Source organism: Nocardia sp. NPDC004168, assembly GCF_040610355.1.
Lineage (GTDB): Bacteria > Actinomycetota > Actinomycetes > Mycobacteriales > Mycobacteriaceae > Nocardia > Nocardia sichangensis.
This window is the reverse complement of sequence record NZ_JBEXME010000012.1, coordinates 150,906-168,415: the sequence shown is the minus strand read 5'-3', so window position 1 is coordinate 168,415 and position 17,510 is coordinate 150,906. Positions and strand designations below refer to the sequence as shown.

The window sequence follows — 17,510 nt, the reverse complement described above, 5'->3', positions numbered from 1 at the left end:
TCGGTCGGCGCTATCCTATGCTCGTTCACGAGAGGGTAAGCGCTACAGGTGAATAATGGAGGGGATCGTCGAGATGGATGAGCCGAGCGGGGTCGGTGGGTGGGTGTTCGCTGCTGAGAACGAGCTTGCCGAGCTGGTCGATGAGGTACGTGGCTACCGCAACTCGCTCGGGAGCCGTGGAATGTCGACACTTGAGTTCCTTGAGCAGTTCTCCTATCTCTTGTTCATGAAGCTCGCTGCTGAGGACCGCGATGCCGGGCTGTCCGGTCAACCGCACCATGCCGCGCGTTTGTGGGATACGTTGCGGGGCAGGCGTGGGGATGATCTGGAGAGACAATACCGGCATGTCCTCGGTGAGCTCGCCAAGAGCTCAGGGACCTCAGGCGCGGTGTATGCTAGGGCGCAGAACCGCATCGGGGATCCCGCGTTACTGGAGAGGCTCATCGTCGACCTCGTCGGCGGCCACGATTGGTACCCGAAAGGGACACGCATTCTGGGCGGACTCTTCGAGGATTTCCTGCAGAAGAGCGTCGGCGAGAACCTTGAGGCGGGAAACTTCCTGACACCGCGACCACTGATCCAGGCGATTGTCGATGTTATGCAGCCAAGGTCGGATGACGTCATCGTCGATCCCGCGTGCGGCAGTGCCGGATTTTTGATCGCTGCGCACCAGTACATAGCGCGTCGTCTCGCGATGATTAGCAAGGACGAGCTGGAAAGGCTTTCGGCCGGGACCATCCGGGGGATGGAGATCAAAGATCGAAGAGCCTGCCTTGCGGTAATGAACATGCTGCTGCATGGTATCGGTAGGGTCAACGGTGACGCACTGGTGACGGTCGAGGACGTGCTGGAAGATAAGCCGTCCGCGTACGCGTCGCTGGTGCTGCTGGACCCACCGTTCGGTCGGCGGTCACGCGATCCGGGAAACGATGGAGCCGATGAGTTGGAAGGCAAGGCATATCAGCGTGATGACTTCGTAACGACGACGAAAAGCACCCACCTCAATCTCGTCCAGCACGCTATGACCTTGCTGGATCGCGGTGGTCGGGCCGCCGTCATCGTCCCGGACAATTTGCTTTACCAGACTGGAGCGGGTGAGAAAATTCGGCGTCGACTCCTTCAGAACTTCGATGTACACACCCTCTTGCGTTTGCCCGCCGGGATATTCTACAAACAGGGAGTCAAGGCAAACGTACTTTTTTTCGACAAGAAGAGCCCGCACGCCGATGGCTCCCCGGTAACGACCGAAATCTGGGTATATGACTTCCGTACCGGACAGCACTTCACCGGTCGGAACAAACCCTTGCAGCGTAGCGACCTCGATGACTTCGTTATGCAATTCAAGCCGGGTGTTGACCGCAGTGAGCGGAAGAAGAGCAGTCGGTTCAGGCCGATTTCGCACAAGGAGCTGGTTGCACGCCACAAGGTCAACTTCGATATCGCCTGGCCCATTGATGATTACGACGATGCTGACGTACGACTTGCTCCCGGGGTGGTCGCTCGCGAGATCGCTGACGAGCTGCTAGCCGCGCATGACGAGTTCATGGCCATCGCCGACGCCCTGGAGATAGTTGAATAGCACGGTCGCACATCGGTCAGGCAAGGGCCACGTTGGCCGTTCAGTGAAGGATGTCGGTGCTCGGTAGCAGTGCCGTAAGTGGCCGATGTCGTTTCGGTTGAGCGTTCCTTCTGCGCGACAATCTCTGGAACACAGAGCTATTCACGAGCGGCGGTTGCGGTAGCATCGAGCAGCCGAGCCGGGACCGGTCATGATCAGATGGGGAGTGGATGTCAGCCGCGCAGTCGAGTTCGAGTATTCAGGTGGGCCACGTACGGTCAGCGATTCTCCGTGAGTTCAGTGAGCGCATCGACATGTCGGACGTGGAGACGACGAATCCACAAGAGCGGCAAGCTCGCCTTGTTTCGCGGGCGCTCTCGGCGCTGGTCGTGCGGATGCTGGTCGGATGTGAATCCGATGCGGCGGCGGCCTGCGTCATCGATGGGCGAAAAGATCAAGGGATTGACGCAATCGGCTTCGGCGATGGCGCTCCGGAGCTGTTCTTGATTCAGGCCAAGTGGAGTGATAAAGGAAACGCCGGAATCAAGGCCTCGTATGTCAGGGATCTCATTTCTGGGTTTCGGCAGATCGAAGACCAGAGCTTTGTGCGTTTCAATCCAAAATTTGGCGTATTGGCGGGCCGTGTCAAGGCATTGATTCAAAACCCGAAGGTTCAGGTCACCCTAGTTTTGGCGATGATGGGCGACGGCCGTATCGAGGAGGAAGTGCAAGACGAGCTCGATGCGGCGAGCATGTATTTCAACGGGCATGGCAGATTACTGCATCACCAGGTGCTGACAGTTTCGGATTTCTGGCAGTTCATTCGGTCAGATATGAGCCCGGCGCCGATCGAACTGTTCGTGCCGATGAGTCGTTGGTTGCCGAGAGATGGGTTCGCGGATTCATACTTCGGTGTTGTTTCAGTCGACAATCTTGCTCGATGGTACCGCGAGCACGGTGACCGCCTTTTCGAGGGTAACGTGCGTAAGGCTCTCGGCCTCACTGCCGTGAACCAAAAGATGATTCGAACCTTGCGGGAGGATCCAGAGAGCTTTTGGGCGATGAACAACGGGATTACAATCCTGTGTTCGCAGATTCAAAGGACTCGCTACTATGGTAGCAGCGCACGCTTCGATCAGCCGGTCGACCTCACGTTGCAGGGCGCCGTCGTCGTCAATGGTGCCCAAACAGTGCACGCGGCGTATCGAGCAGGCGAGAGTAACCCCGACACGGTGTGCAGGGCCGATGTTATGGTCCGAGTGATCTCAGTGCCTGCGGAATCGGGTGAGATCGGTCGCGCAATTACGGAAAGCACCAATACCCAAAATCACATCGAGCCACGCGACTTTATTGCTCTTGATCCGATACAGGGACATATACGTGACGATTTCATGCTTGCGCTGAACCTCGTCTATGTGTTCCAACGAGGTGATGGCGAGCCGGCCCGTGAGGCAGGTTGTTCCGTTGTCGAGGCTGCGGTCGCGCTTGCTTGCGCCCATCGAAATCCGGCGCTCGCAGTGCGTACCAAGACTAGTATGGATACCCTCTGGGAGCAGGGGCGTGGTGGGACGTATCCACAGTTGTTCGGCAACCAGCCCACTGCCCTATACATCTGGCGTTGTGTGCTTCTGCACCGCGCGGTACGCGATGCGTTGGCAGCGGAGATGAAGAGTCTGCGTGAGCGTGCGCTTTCCATCGCGGAATACGGGAACCTGTTGTTGGCGCATATGGCTTTTCGGTTGGTGGAGCCGGACGAGATCGAAGATGCGGAGGTGGACTGGGACGCTGTCGTCGGCCGCGTCTGTGCTCAGGTCGCCGCGCTGTTGTTGTGGCTCATAGCGGAGAATGACTCTACGTATCGAAAGTCGTTCATTTCCAGAACCTTTACGGATGAGAGCAAATGCCGTGCTTTGGCTGACCGGGTACTTGCGCATCTGCGTGGTGAGGAGGTGACGCCAGCCCTCCCAGCGGATTACTTGCCCCCGCAGCAGTCGCCCAAGACCCGAGCACGAACTGCCGTTGCGGTGATTCTCGATGCCGTGTACCTGAAGCAGGGAACCCCGCTGCTGTACCAGCCGTTGAACGCTCGTGAACAGGCCGCGATGGCAGAGTGGATACGGTCGGATCCCCGCCGATCCCGAGCTAGTTGGGTCGTTGACAGAAGTCGGCCCATCCTATGGGAGGCGGATGGCAAGCAGTATTCTCCCACTGGTTTGGTGTTACGTATGTGGGAACAAGCAGGTTGGACCGAGGCCCCTGTCGCAGTGCAGGGGACGAAATCGTGGTACCTAGCGGACGAGGGATCGCTTGCCGACATTGCTGCTAAACTGCGTCGCGATCCGTCGGAGGATGATTAGCAGGTCGGCCCCACACTTAAGCTCCTTGGTCGCGGACACGACGGTGATTGCAACCAGGACTCCGATAGTAGAAACTGCGCGACACGGCCGGCCGCCATTCCTTTGCCGGACCGAGCAGGTAAATCTGCGTGAGGTCGCCGAGGCCGTCAATGCCGACGACGACAATTTTCGCGTCTCCGGCGTTCGCTGCCACGTGCGGGCATCTAGTTGTGTGAGGCCGTGACGTTGGTGACGCCAGCGTGGAGGCGGCTGGCTGGAGGCCGGTTTCCGGCGGCGGAATGTGGTCGATGGTCCCTCTGTATTGTCAAGCCGCTGACGGGACCTGTCGATCTGGGGCATGTGCGCGTGTTCGGTGATCGTTGATCATGGTGCGCCAGAGGACGCTAGCGAGTTGGCGTTTCAGGCAGCGGGTGGCCTCCCGCGCGGTTTTCCCTTCCTCACGTTTCCGGTCGTAATAGCGTCGGCCGGCGCTGCTGCGGGTTCGGATCTGGATGACAGCGATCGAGTGGATCGCTGAGTTGAGATCTCGGTTTCCGAAGCGGGAGAGCCGGTGTCGGTCGTAGTTACCGCTGGCGACCTGGACCGGCGCGGTCCCCGTGTAGTTCGCGTAGGCCGCGGCCGTGGGGAACCGCCGGGGGTCACGGGTGCCGGCAAGGACCCGTGCAGCGAGTACGGGCCCGACGCCGACAATGGCGGGCAGCGACGTGGCGTGTTCGTCGAGTACCTGCTTCATTCGGGCGGTGTTGTCGCTGAGTTGCCTGTCGTAACGGCGGATATCGTCGACGAGATCGCACGCGAGCTGGACACGGACGCGATCGGCGACAGTGCCGGGCATGACGGTGCGCAGGATGGATTCGGCGGCGGTGGCCGACAACGAGCGTTTCGCGCCGCCGGGTATCAGTTCCCGCAGAAGGGCGTGGAGTTGGTTGAGCAGCCTGGTGCGGTGCCGGTTGAGTGTGTGGCGCCGCTCGTCGAGCAGTGCCAGCGCGTCGGTGTGCCCCTCGACGACGACCGGGCGGCTGTCTCCTCGGATCGCTGCGGCGCAGGCCGCGGCTGCAGCATCGATCGGATCGTTCTTGCGGCGGCCTCCTCGGGACAGGGCACGGATCTTGGCAGTGGCGGTAGGTGGAACATCGACGACACGCTCACCCTGCCCGATCAGCCACTGAGCGAGATGGTGTCCGAGCCCATCGGCGTTCTCGACCGCCCAATATCGGTCGGTCCACCGCTGAGCCCACTGCAGTAGCCGACGGTATTCGTCGAGGCTGGACGAGATCCTGATCGTGTCGACGGTCGTCGTCTCACGCGCCTCGACCGCAGTGGCGGTATGCGACGACTTGTGCGGGTCGACACCGAGAATGATCATCCGACGGGCTTCCTTGCGTGACTGTTGGACCAGGAGGGACCGCGGCCGACAAGCCGACTTCCAGAAACGACGCTGAAGCGTCGTGGTCGTCATCCCTCTGTCGAGTCAGGCCGCAGACGGAAGCGAGCGCAGCGACCAGACCATCGGCGAGTCAACCCAGACCGGGCAACAGATAGTTGTCGAGCCAGCCGCGCCCGCCTCCTGGCACCCCTTCACCGGGTAGCTACTCCCGCGAAACGATGCTTCCACGACCATAAGTCGATAGTTGTAGTGGATGTTCCAGACGCCGAGTGCGTCGGCGCGTTGGGTTTCGCTGGTCCATTCTCGGGCGTAGAGAAATTCCTCGGCCAGGATCCGGGGGTAGCGCTCGACCTTGCCGTTGTGTCGTGGCGTGTAGGGCGTGATGCGCTGGTGCCGCGCTCCGAGCAGGACTTTCGCGAAGTCGGTTGCTTTGTAGCAGGCGCCGTTGTCGGTGACGATCCGCTGGATGTGGATGATGCCGTGAGCGGCGAAGAACGCTCGCGCCCGGAAAACGAATCCAATTGCGGTGACGGCTTTCTCGTCGGGCAGGGCCTCGGTATAGGCCAGCCGGGAGAAGCCGTCGACCGCGGTGTGCAAGAAGACGTAGCCGGTGCGGGTGCCGCGTTTCTTCGTGCGGGCGACAGCCTTATCCCGGTCCGAGCCCTTGCCGTGCACACGCCAGCCGCCGCCGTCCGGAATCCTTCCGACCTTCTTCACATCGACGTGGACCATGTGCCCGGGTCGGCGGGCGAGGATGCGGCGCGGTTCGCGGTTCGATACGCCGGCCGGGTCGAGAAACCGCCGCCGGTTGAGTCCCAGCTGGTGCAGGTGACGGCTCACCGTGCGTGCCGAGATCACCGTGCCCTCGGTATGTAGTTCGGTGGCGATGCGTCGTGCCGACCATTTGTGCTCACGCCGCAGCTGCTCGATCCGGACGATGATCTGGGCCGGAGTCGCTGTCGGTGACCGGTGCGGTGTCGAGGACCGGTCGTGCAGGCCGAGTTCACCGTACCGGCGGAACCTGTTGACCCACTTGCTCGCACACTGACGGGACAGGCCCATCTCGGCGGCGACATGAGCGATCGGCCGGGTCTGGCAGCGCTGCACGAGCCGGTAGCGGCCCTCGACTGTCAGCGGGGCATTACGGTGAATCACGGCGGTTCTTTCGGCTTGCGGCGGACGTGGTAGTTGGCGCTTCACATCCTGCCGTCGAAAGAACCGCCTTCAGCTCACCACCACTGCCACCGCGTCACCAACGTCACGCCCCGCAACAGCTAGTTGTGAAGTGAAGGGGGGACGGTGGTCGACGGAATACATTCGGCTGGGCACATCCAGCGCCACCGTTCTGATCGCCGCTATCAAGAAGCTGCCCGGGTTTCTGCGATCCCGGCGCTCGGACGTAACAATCGAGGTCGAGACGGGCGCTGATGGCCAGACGACGTCTGTCACCATCACCGCTACGAATACGACCGACGCGGAACGTCTGGATCGAATCTGTGCTCCGAAGCCGACGCAGCGAGGATTGACCGGAGGCTACGAGGCTGCTGCTACCAGCGCCAGGATTAGCACAGAGGTGGGTAGTAAGGAGTACTCGATGAGTCTCCCTGAGGATTTCGTCGAGCAGGCTTGAGCCTATGTCGATCCGGGAGGCTTCTCCGCCTATGTCGCCGAAGCGTTGGAGCAGCGTGTAGCGATGGACAAGCTAGGGAAATTGGTAGCCGACTTCGAGAAGGACGACGAGCCGTTGACCCGTGCCGAGATCGTTCAGGCGCGGGTGAAATTGGGTTTCGAGCGGCGTCGTAACCCTTCGGCGTCCTGAACTCATCATCCGCAGATACGAAACCGGGCCGGGTCGCTCGAAGGATTGAGCGATCCGGCCCGGCGTCACAGCAGGAAACTAACTAGTCGGCTCGAACGCCTCCGCGATGATCTCCGCCTGCTCCACCGCGTGCACCTTGCTCGACCCCGAGGACGGGGCCGACATCGCGCGGCGGGAGATGCGGCGCAGTCGGGTGTTGGCGAAGCGGGGTGGGAGGGTTTCGGGGAGGTTGAGGCCGAAGAAGGGCCAGGCGCCCTGGTTGGCCGGTTCTTCCTGGACCCAGGCCAGGTCGGTGGCGTTGGGGTAGCCCTCGAGGGCCTCGTTGAGGCGGCGGACGGGCAGCGGGTAGAGCTGCTCGATCCGGACGATAGCGACGTCTTCGCGCTTCTGCTTGGCCTTTTCGGCGGCGAGTTCGTAGTAGAGCTTGCCGCTGGTCATCAGGACGCGCTTGACCTTGCTGCGGTCGCCGATGCCTTGCTCGTAGCCCGGTTCGTCGAAGACCGAGCGGAACTTGCTCTCGGTAAAGTCCTTGAGGTCGGAGACCACGGCCTTGTTGCGCAGCATCGACTTCGGGGTGAAGACGATCAGCGGGCGGCGGATGCCGTCGAGTGCGTGGCGGCGCAGCAGGTGGAAGTAGTTGGCCGGGGTGGACGGCACCGCGACAGTCATCGAGCCTTCCGCGCACAGTTGCAGGAAGCGTTCGATGCGGCCGGAGGTGTGGTCCGGGCCCTGGCCCTCGTGGCCGTGCGGCAGCAGCAGCACGACGTCGGAGAGCTGGCCCCACTTGGCCTCACCGGAGGAGATGAACTCGTCGATGATCGACTGCGCGCCGTTGACGAAGTCACCGAACTGCGCTTCCCACAACACCAGCGCGTTGGGGTTGCCCAGCGAGTAGCCGTATTCGAAACCGACGGCGGCGTATTCGCTCAGCGCCGAGTCGTGCACGGCGAACCAGCCCGGGTTCTCGCTGCCGATGTTGTGCAGCGGGGTGTACTCCTCGGCGGTCTTGCGGTCGATGATCACCGCGTGGCGCTGGGTGAACGTGCCGCGGCGGGAGTCCTGACCGGTCAGGCGCACCGCGCGACCCTCGTCGATCAGCGTGCCGAAGGCGAGCAGCTCGGCGAAGGCCCAGTCGACCTTGCCCTCGTAGGCCATCTCGCGGCGCTTCTCCAGCACCGGCTTGACGCGCGGGTGCACGTTGAAGCCGTCGGGCACGTTGAGGAACGCGTCGCCGATGCGCTGCAGGATCGACTTGTCCACGGCCGTCACGACGGACGCGGGCACCGGCTGGTCGCCCTCGACCGACTCGCTCGGCTCCGGCGAATACTTCTCCAGCTCGCGGACCTCGTTGAACACCCGCTCCAGCTGGCCCTGGTAGTCGCGCAGGGCGTCCTCGGCCTCTTTCAGCGAGATGTCGCCGCGGCCGATCAGGCTCTCGGTGTACGCCTTGCGGACCGAGCGCTTGGTGTCGATGACGTCGTACATGTACGGCTGGGTCATCGACGGGTCGTCGCCCTCGTTGTGGCCGCGACGGCGGTAGCAGATCATGTCGATGACGACGTCCTTGCGGAACTTCTGCCGGAAGTCGACCGCAAGGCGGGCCACCCAGTCGCACGCCTCCGGGTCGTCGCCGTTGACGTGGAAGATCGGCGCGCCGATGAACTTCGCGATGTCGGTGGAGTACTCGGTGGAGCGGCTGTTCTCCGGAGCGGTGGTGAAGCCGATCTGGTTGTTCACCACGATGTGGATGGTGCCGCCGACCCGGTAGCCGCGCAGACCCGACAGGTTCAGCGTCTCGGCGACCACGCCCTGACCGGCGAACGCGGCGTCACCGTGCAGCATCAGCGGCACGACCGAGAAGCCCTCCGGGCCGTCGCCCTTGTCCAGCAGGTCCTGCTTGGCGCGCGCCAGGCCCTCGAGGACCGGGTCGACCGCCTCCAGATGCGAGGGGTTCGCGGTGAGCGAGACCTCGATCTCGTTGTCGCCGAACATCTGCAGGTAGGTGCCCTGCGCGCCGAGGTGGTACTTCACGTCGCCGGAGCCGTGGGTGGCGGCCGGGTTCATGTTGCCCTCGAACTCGGTGAAGATCTTCGAGTAGGGCTTGCCCACGATGTTGGCCAGCACGTTGAGCCTGCCGCGGTGCGGCATGCCGATGATGACCTCGTCGAGGCTGTGCTCGGCGCACTGGTCGATCACCGCGTCCATCATCGGGATGACGGCCTCGGCGCCCTCCAGCGAGAAGCGCTTCTGCCCGACGTACTTGGTCTGCAGGAAGGTCTCGAACGCCTCGGCCGCGTTCAGCCGGTTCAGGATGTACTTCTGCTGCGCGACCGTCGGTTTCGCGTGCTTCTGCTCGACCCGATCCTGGATCCACTGCAACTGCTCGGGCTCGAGGATGTGGGTGTACTCCACGCCGACGTGGCGGACGTAGGCGTCGCGCAGGACGGACAGCACGTCGCGCAGCTTCATCTGGTCCTGGCCGTGGAAGCCCGCCACGTTGAACGTGCGGTCCAGGTCCCACAGGGTCAGGCCGTGCTGGGTGACGTCCAGGTCCGGGTGGCTGCGGAACTTGTCCTTCACCAGCCGCAGGGGATCGGTGTCGGCCATCAGGTGGCCGCGGTTGCGGTAGGCGGCGATCATCTCCAGCACGCGGGCGCTCTTGTCGACAGCGCGCTCGCGGATGTCCTTGCGCCAGCGGATCGGCTCGTACGGCACGCCGAGACCGTGGAAGATCTCGTCGTAGAACTCGTCGGCGATCAGCAGTTGGTGGATGGTGCGCAGGAAATCACCGGACTCCGCGCCCTGGATGATGCGGTGGTCGTAGGTGGAGGTGAGCGTCATCAGCTTGCCGACGCCCAGATCGGCGATGCGCTCGTCGCTCATGCCCTGGAACTCGGCGGGGTACTCCATCGCGCCCGCGCCGATGATCGCGCCCTGGCCGTTCATCAGGCGGGGCACCGAGTGCACGGTGCCGATGGTGCCCGGGTTGGTCAGCGAGATGGTGACGCCGGAGAAGTCCTCCGCGGTGAGCTTGCCGTCGCGGGCGCGGCGGACGATGTCCTCGTAGGCGGTGTGGAACTGCCCGAAGGTCATCGCCTCGCAGCCCTTGATGGCCGCGACGACCAGCGATCGGCTGCCGTCCTTGCCGGGCAGGTCGATGGCGAGGCCGAGGTTGGTGTGCGCGGGGGTGACCGCGTTCGGCTTGCCGTCGATCTCGGCGTAGTGCCGGTTCATGTTCGGGAACGCTTTGACCGCCTGCACGATGGCGTAACCGAGCAGGTGGGTGAAGGAGATCTTGCCGCCCCTGGTGCGGGCGAGGTGGTTGTTGATGACCAAGCGGTTGTCGATCATCAACTTGGCCGGGATGGCGCGCACGCTCGTCGCGGTGGGGATGCTCAGCGAGGCGGACATGTTCTTCGCCACCGCGGCGGCGGCGCCGCGCAGCACCTTGGACTCGTCGGCGGCGGTGTCGGCTTGCTTCGGGCCGGAGGTCGGCGCGGCGTTCGAAGTCGGCGCCGGGGTGGTCTGCGGTGTGCGTGTTGTCACAGCGGCGGGCTTGGCAGCGGCCGGTGCGGGCTTGGCGGCAGCCGGTGCGGGCTTGGCGGCGGCCGGGGCGGGTGCTTTCGGGGCCGCGGGGGCGGCGGCAGGCTTGGCGTCGTTGCGCGTGGCGGCGGCGGGCTTGGTGGCCGCCGGAGCCGGTGCGGGAGCGGCAGCTTGCGCGGTCGCGGGGGCGGGCTGGCTGTTGCCGGTGTCGCCACTCGCGTCAGGCGTGTAGTCGGCCAGGAACTCGTGCCAGCTCTCGTCGACCGATGATGGATCTTGTTTGAACTTCTGATACATCTCGTCGACTAGCCACTGGTTCTGTCCGAACTGGGATGTTGAGCTGCTCACAGCAGGTGTTCGCCTCATTTCGTTCTTCGCGCTGCGACGTTTGTGACGTGCCCGGCACGGGGATCAGCGGATTGCGCGCCGATGCGCCCTATCTGAGGATAGGCCCAGCAGCAAATCGGCCGATTCACTGACCACCCGACACCCCCGACCCTATTGGTGATGACCCGGCGTCACCCGAGAATATTCCCTCCGACGCCTGTGCCGCTGCCCAGAGCCGGGCATATGGCCCACCTGCGGCGAGCAGCTCCGTATGCTCGCCGAATTCCACGATCCGCCCGTGGTCGACGACCGCGATCCGGTCGGCGCGCGCGGCGGTGCCGAGCCGGTGCGCGACGATCACCGTGGTGCGGTCCCGGCTCAGCGATCTGCTCGCTGCCAGCACCGATGCCTCGGCGTCCGGATCGAGCGTCGCGGTGGCCTCGTCGAGCAGCAGCAAGTCCGGAGCGACCAGTTCGGCACGGGCCAGCGCGATCAGCTGCCGCTGCCCGGCCGACAGGCCCCGGCCGCGCTCGCCGACGGGTTGTTGCATGCCGAGCGGGAGGCCGGCGATCATCTCCGTCGCGCCCACCGCCGCAGCCGCCGCGGCGATCTCGTCGGGGGTCGCGAATGGTTTCCCGAATGCAATGTTGCTCGCCACGTCGCCGGTGAACAGGTGAGCTTCTTGGGGGACGATGCCCAGCCGCGAGCGGTAGTCGGCGAGGCGATAGTCGCGCACGTCGACGCCGTCCACCCTGATCGCGTCGCGAGCGTGTCCTTCGGCTGCTGCGGCGGGCACTCGCGTGCGCTCGCCGGAATCCGGGCGCAGGTCGTACAGCCGCGCGAGCAACTTGACGACGGTCGACTTGCCCGCGCCGGTCGGGCCGACGAGAGCAAGGCTGGAACCCGCCGGAATGCGCAGCGACACACCGTCCAGCGCGGGAACACGACTTCCCGGGTAGTGGAAACGGACGTCGTCGAACGCCACGTCACCCCGCAGCGCGGGTCCGATGGTCACCGGGTCGGCCGGGTCGGCGGCGATCGAGGAGGGGGTGCGCAGCAGGTCACCGATCCGGCGCAGCCCGACCCTGGCCTGCTGGTAATTGTCGAACACCTGGGACAGCTGCAGGATCGGCACGAACAGCAGCTCCAGATACAGCACGAACGCGACCAGCGTGCCGGCGCTGGTCGCACCGGTGGCGACCTCGCGCGCACCGAAGAACACCACCGCAGCCAGCGCCACGTCCGCCCATCCGACGACGAACGCGAAGTACAGCGCGATCGCCCGCTGCGCTCGCAACCGGCTGTTGCGGTAGCGCTGCGAGTACTCGGCGAAGCGGCGGGCGGCGCGCGGCTCGTGCCGGTTCGCCTGCACCGCGCGCAAGCCCGTGACGTTCTCCTGGAAGTCGGCGTTGACCGCCGACACGTGCTCGCGCGACACGGTGTAGGCGGCGGAGGACACCCGCCGGAACAGCACCGTCGCTATCGCGAGGGCGGGCACCGTCGCCAGCACGACCAGAGCCAGCGATACGTCGATGACCAGCAGCGCGACCGTGATGCCGACCAGCGTCAGCAGCCCGACCAGACTGGTGGCCACGCCGGTCTGCAGGAAGGTCGACAGCGCGTCGACGTCGGTGGTCATCCGCGTCATGATCCGCCCGGACAGTTCGCGCTCGTAGTAGTCCAGGCCGAGTCGTTGCAGGTGTGCGAAGCTGCGCACCCGCAGGGCGAACAGCACGCGTTCCCCGGTGCGCGCGGTGAGCAGCGTGGTGGCCGCGCCGACCGCCAACCCCGCCGCGGCCAGTACCGCGCCGAGCAGTGTCGCTCGGACGAGTGCTCCGGCGTCGTCGCCGAGCACGCCGCCGTCGATCGCGTAGCGCACCAGCGGCGGGAACGCGATGGCGATCGCCGCGTCCACGGCCAGCAGCGCCATCACGGTCAGCACCAGCCCGCGGACGGGACGCAGCAGGCGGGTGAGCCGGAAACCTGGATCCGGCTCGCGAATGCGTTCGCTGTCCGTGTCCGGCTGCTCGGTGGCAGGCGGCAGCCGCTCGATGGTCCGGCGCAGCTCGGGCGTCTCGCTGATGTCAGCCGCCGCCGCACCGAAGCGACGGCCGGCGGATCCGTCGCCGACTCGCCTGCCCGTGGCCGAACTCGCGTCCGGCTCGGGAGCGGGGTGCCCGGCGGGCGCGGGCAGCCGGATCACGCGATCGGCGTGGGCGAGCGTCGACTCCCGGTGCGCGAGGATGAGCGTGGTCCGTCCGCCCTGGTCGGGCAGCGCGTCGAAGATCGCCGCCTCGGTCACCGCGTCCACCGCGGAAGTGGCGTCGTCGAGCACCAGGATGCGTGGACGGGCCAGCAGCGTCCTGGCCAGCGCGATCCGCTGACGCTGGCCGCCGGACAGGGTGAGGCCGCGCTCGCCGACCACCGTGTCGTAGCCGTCGGGTAGCTCGGCGATGAATTCGTCCGCCGCGGCCTGGACGGCCGCCTGCCTGATCTCCTCGTCGGTGGCGTCCGGTCGCCCGAGCGCGATATTGGCCGCGATGGTGTCGGAGAACAGGAACGGATCGTCGAAGACGACGCCGATGGCGGCGCGCAGGTCGGCGGCGCGCACGTCGGCGATGTCGACGGCCTCGCCGATTCGGGTCCCGGCTCGCGAAGTCGGGGCTTTGATCGCGTCGACCGCGCCCGCGTGCGGCGCGGTGGGGTCGGTGAACAGCCGGATACGGCCCGCGTCCGGCGCGTAGAAGCGCGGAAGCAGCAGAGCGAGTGTCGACTTGCCCGAGCCCGCCGGACCGATGACCGCCACCGTCTCGCCGGGCCGCACGCGCAGATCCAGTTCGCGCAGCACCGGCCGCTCGGGATCGAAGCCGAAACTCAGCGCATCGAGCTCGATGCCGAGTGGGCCGTCCGGCAGCTCGACCGGGCGTTCGGGATCGGCGATGACCGGGGCGGTGTCGATCACTTGGAAGACCCGCTCGGCCGCCGCCCTGGTGAGCTGCGCCATGACGATCACCGAGGAGAGAATGCGCGCGGTGCCGGTCATGACGGCGACGTAGGCGGCGAACGCGACGAAGGTGCCGATGCCGATGCTGCCGTGCAGCGCGAGCAGTCCGCCGAGCGCGATGACCGCGACCATCCCGAGCTGCGGGATCGCCGCGACGGTCGGCGCGAAGCGCGCGTCGATCCGTGCGGCGCGCATCCGCTCCGCGAACAGCTTGCGACCGTGCCGCTCCAGCAGGTCGACCATCCGCGCTTCCTGGCCGAAGCCTTTGACCACCCGTACCCCGGTGACCGTCTCCTCGACGTGCTGGGCCAGATCGGCGGCACGCTGCTGCGCGGACCAGGTCGCCGCGTGCAGGCGCGGCCGCATGCGGTAGACCACCAAGCCGACCGCGGGCACCACGAGCAACGCGACGGCGGCCAGCGGCGGGGAGAGCCAGAGCATGACCGCGGCGGCGAGCCCGAATTCCAGCAGGGCCATGCCCGACAGCGGCACCATGGCCAGCAGTCCTTGGACGAGCTGCAGATCGGTGATCGATCGCGACACCACTTGGCCGGTGCGCAGGGTGTCCTGACCGACGCCGTCGAGCCGCTGCAGTGCGCCGAGCAGCTGCACCCGCAGGGTGTGCTGCACGTCCAGCGACAGCCGCCCGGCCAGCCAGCGCCGTCCGAATCCGGCCCCGGACCGGCTCACGGCCACTACCAGGATCAGCCCGGCGACCACGCTGATCGCCGCCGTGTCACCGATCCCGGCCGCATCGACGGCCCGCTTGGTCAGCAGCGGACCCGCTGTCTCGACGATCGCCCCGCCGAGCACCGCGGCGGCGAGGCCGCCCAGCACCGCGCGGTGCGGTAGGCATTCGGCCCACAGCCTCCGTGTCCAGCCCGGACTGCATCCCCCGTCCACGTCGTTCGCCCGTCCCCTTCGTCGTACCGCGTTCGTCATCGACGGTACCGACACCGGCCGACAAGTCGTTGTTCCCGGCGGGTCCTCGGATCACAGATCGCGGGTGCGCAGATTCCACCAGCTCGCGGCGCCCAGGCCGATGGTCCACAGCAGCAGGACCACCACGGCGGCCGGAGTAGGGGCGAGGAAGTCGCTGTCGGGATAGGAACCGACCGCCACAGTGCCGACGGTGGCGGAGACGGGCAGCAGGGTGACCACGCCCGGAATACCGAGACCGCGCGCGATCAGCCAGATCAAAGGCTCGGCGACGACACTCCAGCCGAGCAGCAGCGCCGCCGCCTTGGTCGAGGACCGCAGCAGGATGCCCGCGCTCGCGCCGATCAACGACCAGCAGACCGCGGCGAGCAGCCCGCCGCCGAGCACCGCGAAGAACTCCCCGGTGACCGGGACCTTGCCGCGCCCCACGCCGAACAGCGCGCCGGCCGACACCAGTTCCACCGCGACCGCCGCGGCCAGCGCGCAGCCTCCGATGACCAGGAACTTCGCGGCGGCGAGCCGGTCGCGGTCAGGGCTGAACAGCGTGGTCACGGCCATGCTGCGGTACTGGTACTCCGCGCCGGTCGCCAGCGCGCCGAAGACCGCCGCCGCCAGCACGACGAAGGCGAGGCCGAAGTAGAGCCCGATCGTCGCGGCGCCGGTGGCGGGCTGGCCGCGCGGATCCGGCGGCCCGGCCAGGCTCGCCGACGCGACGCTCGCCAGCAGCGCCACGACGATCGGCGCTGCGGCGAGCGTCCGGCCGCGCGGCATGGTGACGACCTTGCGCACCTCGGAGTTGACGTTCGGCACCAGGTCCGTGGGCAGGATGGCGATCATCGTGGGATCCCGTAGGGCGTCGGCGAGGGTGGCTGGGCGGGCGCGGAGAGGCCCGGGTAGTGCGGCGCGGGCGTGGCGGTGGGTCTGGTCAGCGACGCGAGCACGCGGTCGGGGTGGATCGGGTCGGGCACGATGCTATCGATCCGCACCTGCGCCGCGGTGGCCGCCGTCCTGATCTGCGCTTCGCTCGCCTCGGCGACGGCGAGGCGGCCGTCCGGCCGGATCACCGCGTCCGTGAATCCTTGTGCCGCAAGCGTGGTGGCCAGCGCGATGGGGGTGGACGCGGCGACGACCAGCCGGTCCGGATGCCCGCGCCGCAAGCGCGCCGGAGTGCCCTGGTACACCACCGTGCCCTCGCTCAGCACGACCAGTTGGTCCGCGGCGGGCAGCACCGCGCCGAGACTCTCGCTGGTCAGCAGGACACTGCCGCCGCGCCGGGCGTGCTTGCGCAGGAAGTCGTGCAGCCAGCCGCGTTCGGCGGGGTCGAGTCCGTCCATCGGCTCGTCCAGCACCAGCAGCGGGGGGTCACCGAGCAGCGCGGTGGCCAGGGCCAGCCTGGTCTGCTGCCCGATCGACAGGGCGCCGATCTTCGTCCTGGCGTGTTCGTCCAGTCCGACCAGCTCGAGCACTTCGGTCACCCGGCTGTCGACGACGTTCGCCGCGGCCGCGTAGACCCACAGGTGTTCGCGCGCGGTGCGGGCCGGATGCAGTCCGCGCGGCGCGAGGACGCCGCCGATCACGTTCGCGGAGCCCGCGGTGTTTCCCCGGGAACCGGGCCCGCCGACGGACGCCGTTCCCGAGGTGGGAGCGAGCAGGCCGAGCAGCACCCGCAAGATAGTGGTCTTGCCCGCGCCGCGCGGGCCCACCAGTGCGGCGATGGTGCCGGAGGGCACGGTGAAGCTGACGTCCGTCACGGCGGTCGCCAGCTCGTACTGCTTGGTCAGTCCCCGGACCGCGAACGCGATCGGCCGCGTCCCGCTCATCGCGGAGTGGCCGGAGGTCGCGGCTTCGCCGGGTCGATCGCGGTGAGCGGATCGGCCTCGATAACCAAATGGCGGTCGACCGGCCAGGTGGTGGGCGGCGGCCCGAATGCCTTGCGCGCGTTGGTGATCGTGGCCTTGCCGAGGGCGCGGTTGCCCGCGCCGCCGATCACCGCGCCGATGCCTGCGGGCAGTACCTTGCCCGCCATCAGCGCCGCGCGCTTGGTGATGAACCGGATGATGAACCGCTTCAGCAGCGAATCGTTCATGCTCGACAATCCGGGGATGCGGTTGGCGAAGGCCGAGCCCCAGTTCTTCGCGGAGGTGCCGACGCTCTTCTGCACGATCTGCATGCCGCTCTCACCCAGCACGACCGCCAGCACGAGCGCCCTGCGTTGCTCCTGGTCTTCCGGCGTGATGCCGTGCACCGAGGCCACCGCGAGGGTGAACACCGCCGACGCCTCCATGAAGAAGGTGGTCTCCGCGCTCACCGCGGCGATGGCCGCGACGGTGCCGACGCCGGGGAAGGCTGCGGTCGCGCCGACCGCGCTGCCGCTGCCGGTCACCGCGAGCAGGTACTGCTTCTCCAGTCGGTCGACGATCTGTGCTGGGCTCTCACCAGGGTGGGAGCGGCGAATGCGGTCCACGTACTTGGCGACCGCGGGGGCCTGCAGGCGGGACCCGGTGTCGAGCAGTTCGACCACCGTCTTCTCGAACGCGCCTTTGAGCATCGGCGGCATCCTCCTCTTCCGGTCTGCT

At 66.5% G+C, this 17,510-nt stretch carries 10 protein-coding genes and 1 pseudogene; 4 read left to right on the top strand and 7 right to left on the bottom strand.

Features of this window, described 5'->3' with window-relative positions; all coding sequences use genetic code 11:
* Nucleotides 1–55 precede the first annotated feature (55 nt).
* Nucleotides 56–1,579 carry an N-6 DNA methylase gene (locus tag ABZW96_RS22290; RefSeq protein ID WP_355077306.1) on the top strand — a complete coding sequence of 508 codons (1,524 nt, stop codon included), beginning with the start codon at nt 56–58 and terminating at the stop codon, nt 1,577–1,579.
* Between the two features lie 293 nt (nt 1,580–1,872).
* Nucleotides 1,873–3,915: an AIPR family protein gene (locus ABZW96_RS22285; RefSeq protein ID WP_355077304.1), complete on the top strand. Its 2,043-nt coding sequence runs from the start codon at nt 1,873–1,875 to the stop codon at nt 3,913–3,915.
* A 304-nt stretch (nt 3,916–4,219) separates the two neighbouring features.
* On the opposite strand, the gene ABZW96_RS22280 is transcribed toward ABZW96_RS22285, so the two are convergent.
* Together ABZW96_RS22280 and ABZW96_RS22275 are read right to left on the bottom strand one after the other, a co-directional pair.
* On the bottom strand, nt 4,220–5,374 hold the full coding sequence (locus tag ABZW96_RS22280) for an IS110 family transposase (protein ID WP_355077303.1): 1,155 nt from the start codon (nt 5,372–5,374) through the stop codon (nt 4,220–4,222).
* A 168-nt stretch (nt 5,375–5,542) separates the two neighbouring features.
* Nucleotides 5,543–6,457: pseudogene (locus ABZW96_RS22275) on the bottom strand (IS481 family transposase); the annotation flags it as partial.
* A 130-nt stretch (nt 6,458–6,587) separates the two neighbouring features.
* Between ABZW96_RS22275 and ABZW96_RS22270 the strand changes: the two are divergent.
* Both ABZW96_RS22270 and ABZW96_RS22265 read left to right on the top strand, forming a co-directional pair.
* Complete coding sequence (locus ABZW96_RS22270; protein WP_355077301.1) at nt 6,588–6,932, top strand: hypothetical protein; 345 nt, start codon at nt 6,588–6,590, stop codon at nt 6,930–6,932.
* A gap of 63 nt (nt 6,933–6,995) precedes the next feature.
* Nucleotides 6,996–7,121 (top strand): hypothetical protein, encoded by a 126-nt coding sequence (locus tag ABZW96_RS22265; RefSeq protein ID WP_355077299.1) that lies wholly within the window; start codon nt 6,996–6,998, stop codon nt 7,119–7,121.
* 78 nt (nt 7,122–7,199) lie between these two features.
* On the opposite strand, the gene ABZW96_RS22260 is transcribed toward ABZW96_RS22265, so the two are convergent.
* The 5 genes from ABZW96_RS22260 to ABZW96_RS22240 form a co-directional block, all read right to left on the bottom strand.
* Nucleotides 7,200–11,030, bottom strand: coding sequence for a multifunctional oxoglutarate decarboxylase/oxoglutarate dehydrogenase thiamine pyrophosphate-binding subunit/dihydrolipoyllysine-residue succinyltransferase subunit (locus ABZW96_RS22260; RefSeq protein ID WP_355077297.1), 3,831 nt, complete (start codon nt 11,028–11,030; stop codon nt 7,200–7,202).
* A 106-nt stretch (nt 11,031–11,136) separates the two neighbouring features.
* Entirely contained in the window at nt 11,137–14,937 is a 3,801-nt protein-coding gene (locus tag ABZW96_RS22255; protein WP_355077296.1) for an ABC transporter ATP-binding protein, read from the bottom strand.
* A gap of 51 nt (nt 14,938–14,988) precedes the next feature.
* Nucleotides 14,989–15,771 carry an ABC transporter permease gene (locus ABZW96_RS22250; protein ID WP_355077294.1) on the bottom strand — a complete coding sequence of 261 codons (783 nt, stop codon included), beginning with the start codon at nt 15,769–15,771 and terminating at the stop codon, nt 14,989–14,991.
* On the bottom strand, nt 15,768–16,754 hold the full coding sequence (locus tag ABZW96_RS22245) for an ATP-binding cassette domain-containing protein (RefSeq protein WP_355077292.1): 987 nt from the start codon (nt 16,752–16,754) through the stop codon (nt 15,768–15,770). Before ABZW96_RS22245 ends, ABZW96_RS22250 begins: the two co-directional genes overlap by 4 nt.
* Nucleotides 16,751–17,482: a hypothetical protein gene (locus ABZW96_RS22240; RefSeq protein WP_355077290.1), complete on the bottom strand. Its 732-nt coding sequence runs from the start codon at nt 17,480–17,482 to the stop codon at nt 16,751–16,753. Before ABZW96_RS22240 ends, ABZW96_RS22245 begins: the two co-directional genes overlap by 4 nt.
* Nucleotides 17,483–17,510 lie beyond the last annotated feature (28 nt).

What these genes read in the sequence shown, in the direction of transcription:
- ABZW96_RS22285 (WP_355077304.1), top strand. Translation starts at nt 1,873, where the DNA reads ATGTCGGACGTGGAGACGACGAATCCACAAGAGCGGCAAGCTCGCCTT.
- ABZW96_RS22290 (WP_355077306.1), top strand. Translation starts at nt 56, where the DNA reads ATGGAGGGGATCGTCGAGATGGATGAGCCGAGCGGGGTCGGTGGGTGG.
- ABZW96_RS22250 (WP_355077294.1), bottom strand. Translation starts at nt 15,771, where the DNA reads ATGATCGCCATCCTGCCCACGGACCTGGTGCCGAACGTCAACTCCGAG.
- ABZW96_RS22240 (WP_355077290.1), bottom strand. Translation starts at nt 17,482, where the DNA reads ATGCTCAAAGGCGCGTTCGAGAAGACGGTGGTCGAACTGCTCGACACC.
- ABZW96_RS22280 (WP_355077303.1), bottom strand. Translation starts at nt 5,374, where the DNA reads ATGACGACCACGACGCTTCAGCGTCGTTTCTGGAAGTCGGCTTGTCGG.
- ABZW96_RS22265 (WP_355077299.1), top strand. Translation starts at nt 6,996, where the DNA reads ATGGACAAGCTAGGGAAATTGGTAGCCGACTTCGAGAAGGACGACGAG.
- ABZW96_RS22260 (WP_355077297.1), bottom strand. Translation starts at nt 11,030, where the DNA reads ATGAGGCGAACACCTGCTGTGAGCAGCTCAACATCCCAGTTCGGACAG.
- ABZW96_RS22245 (WP_355077292.1), bottom strand. Translation starts at nt 16,754, where the DNA reads ATGAGCGGGACGCGGCCGATCGCGTTCGCGGTCCGGGGACTGACCAAG.
- ABZW96_RS22255 (WP_355077296.1), bottom strand. Translation starts at nt 14,937, where the DNA reads ATGACGAACGCGGTACGACGAAGGGGACGGGCGAACGACGTGGACGGG.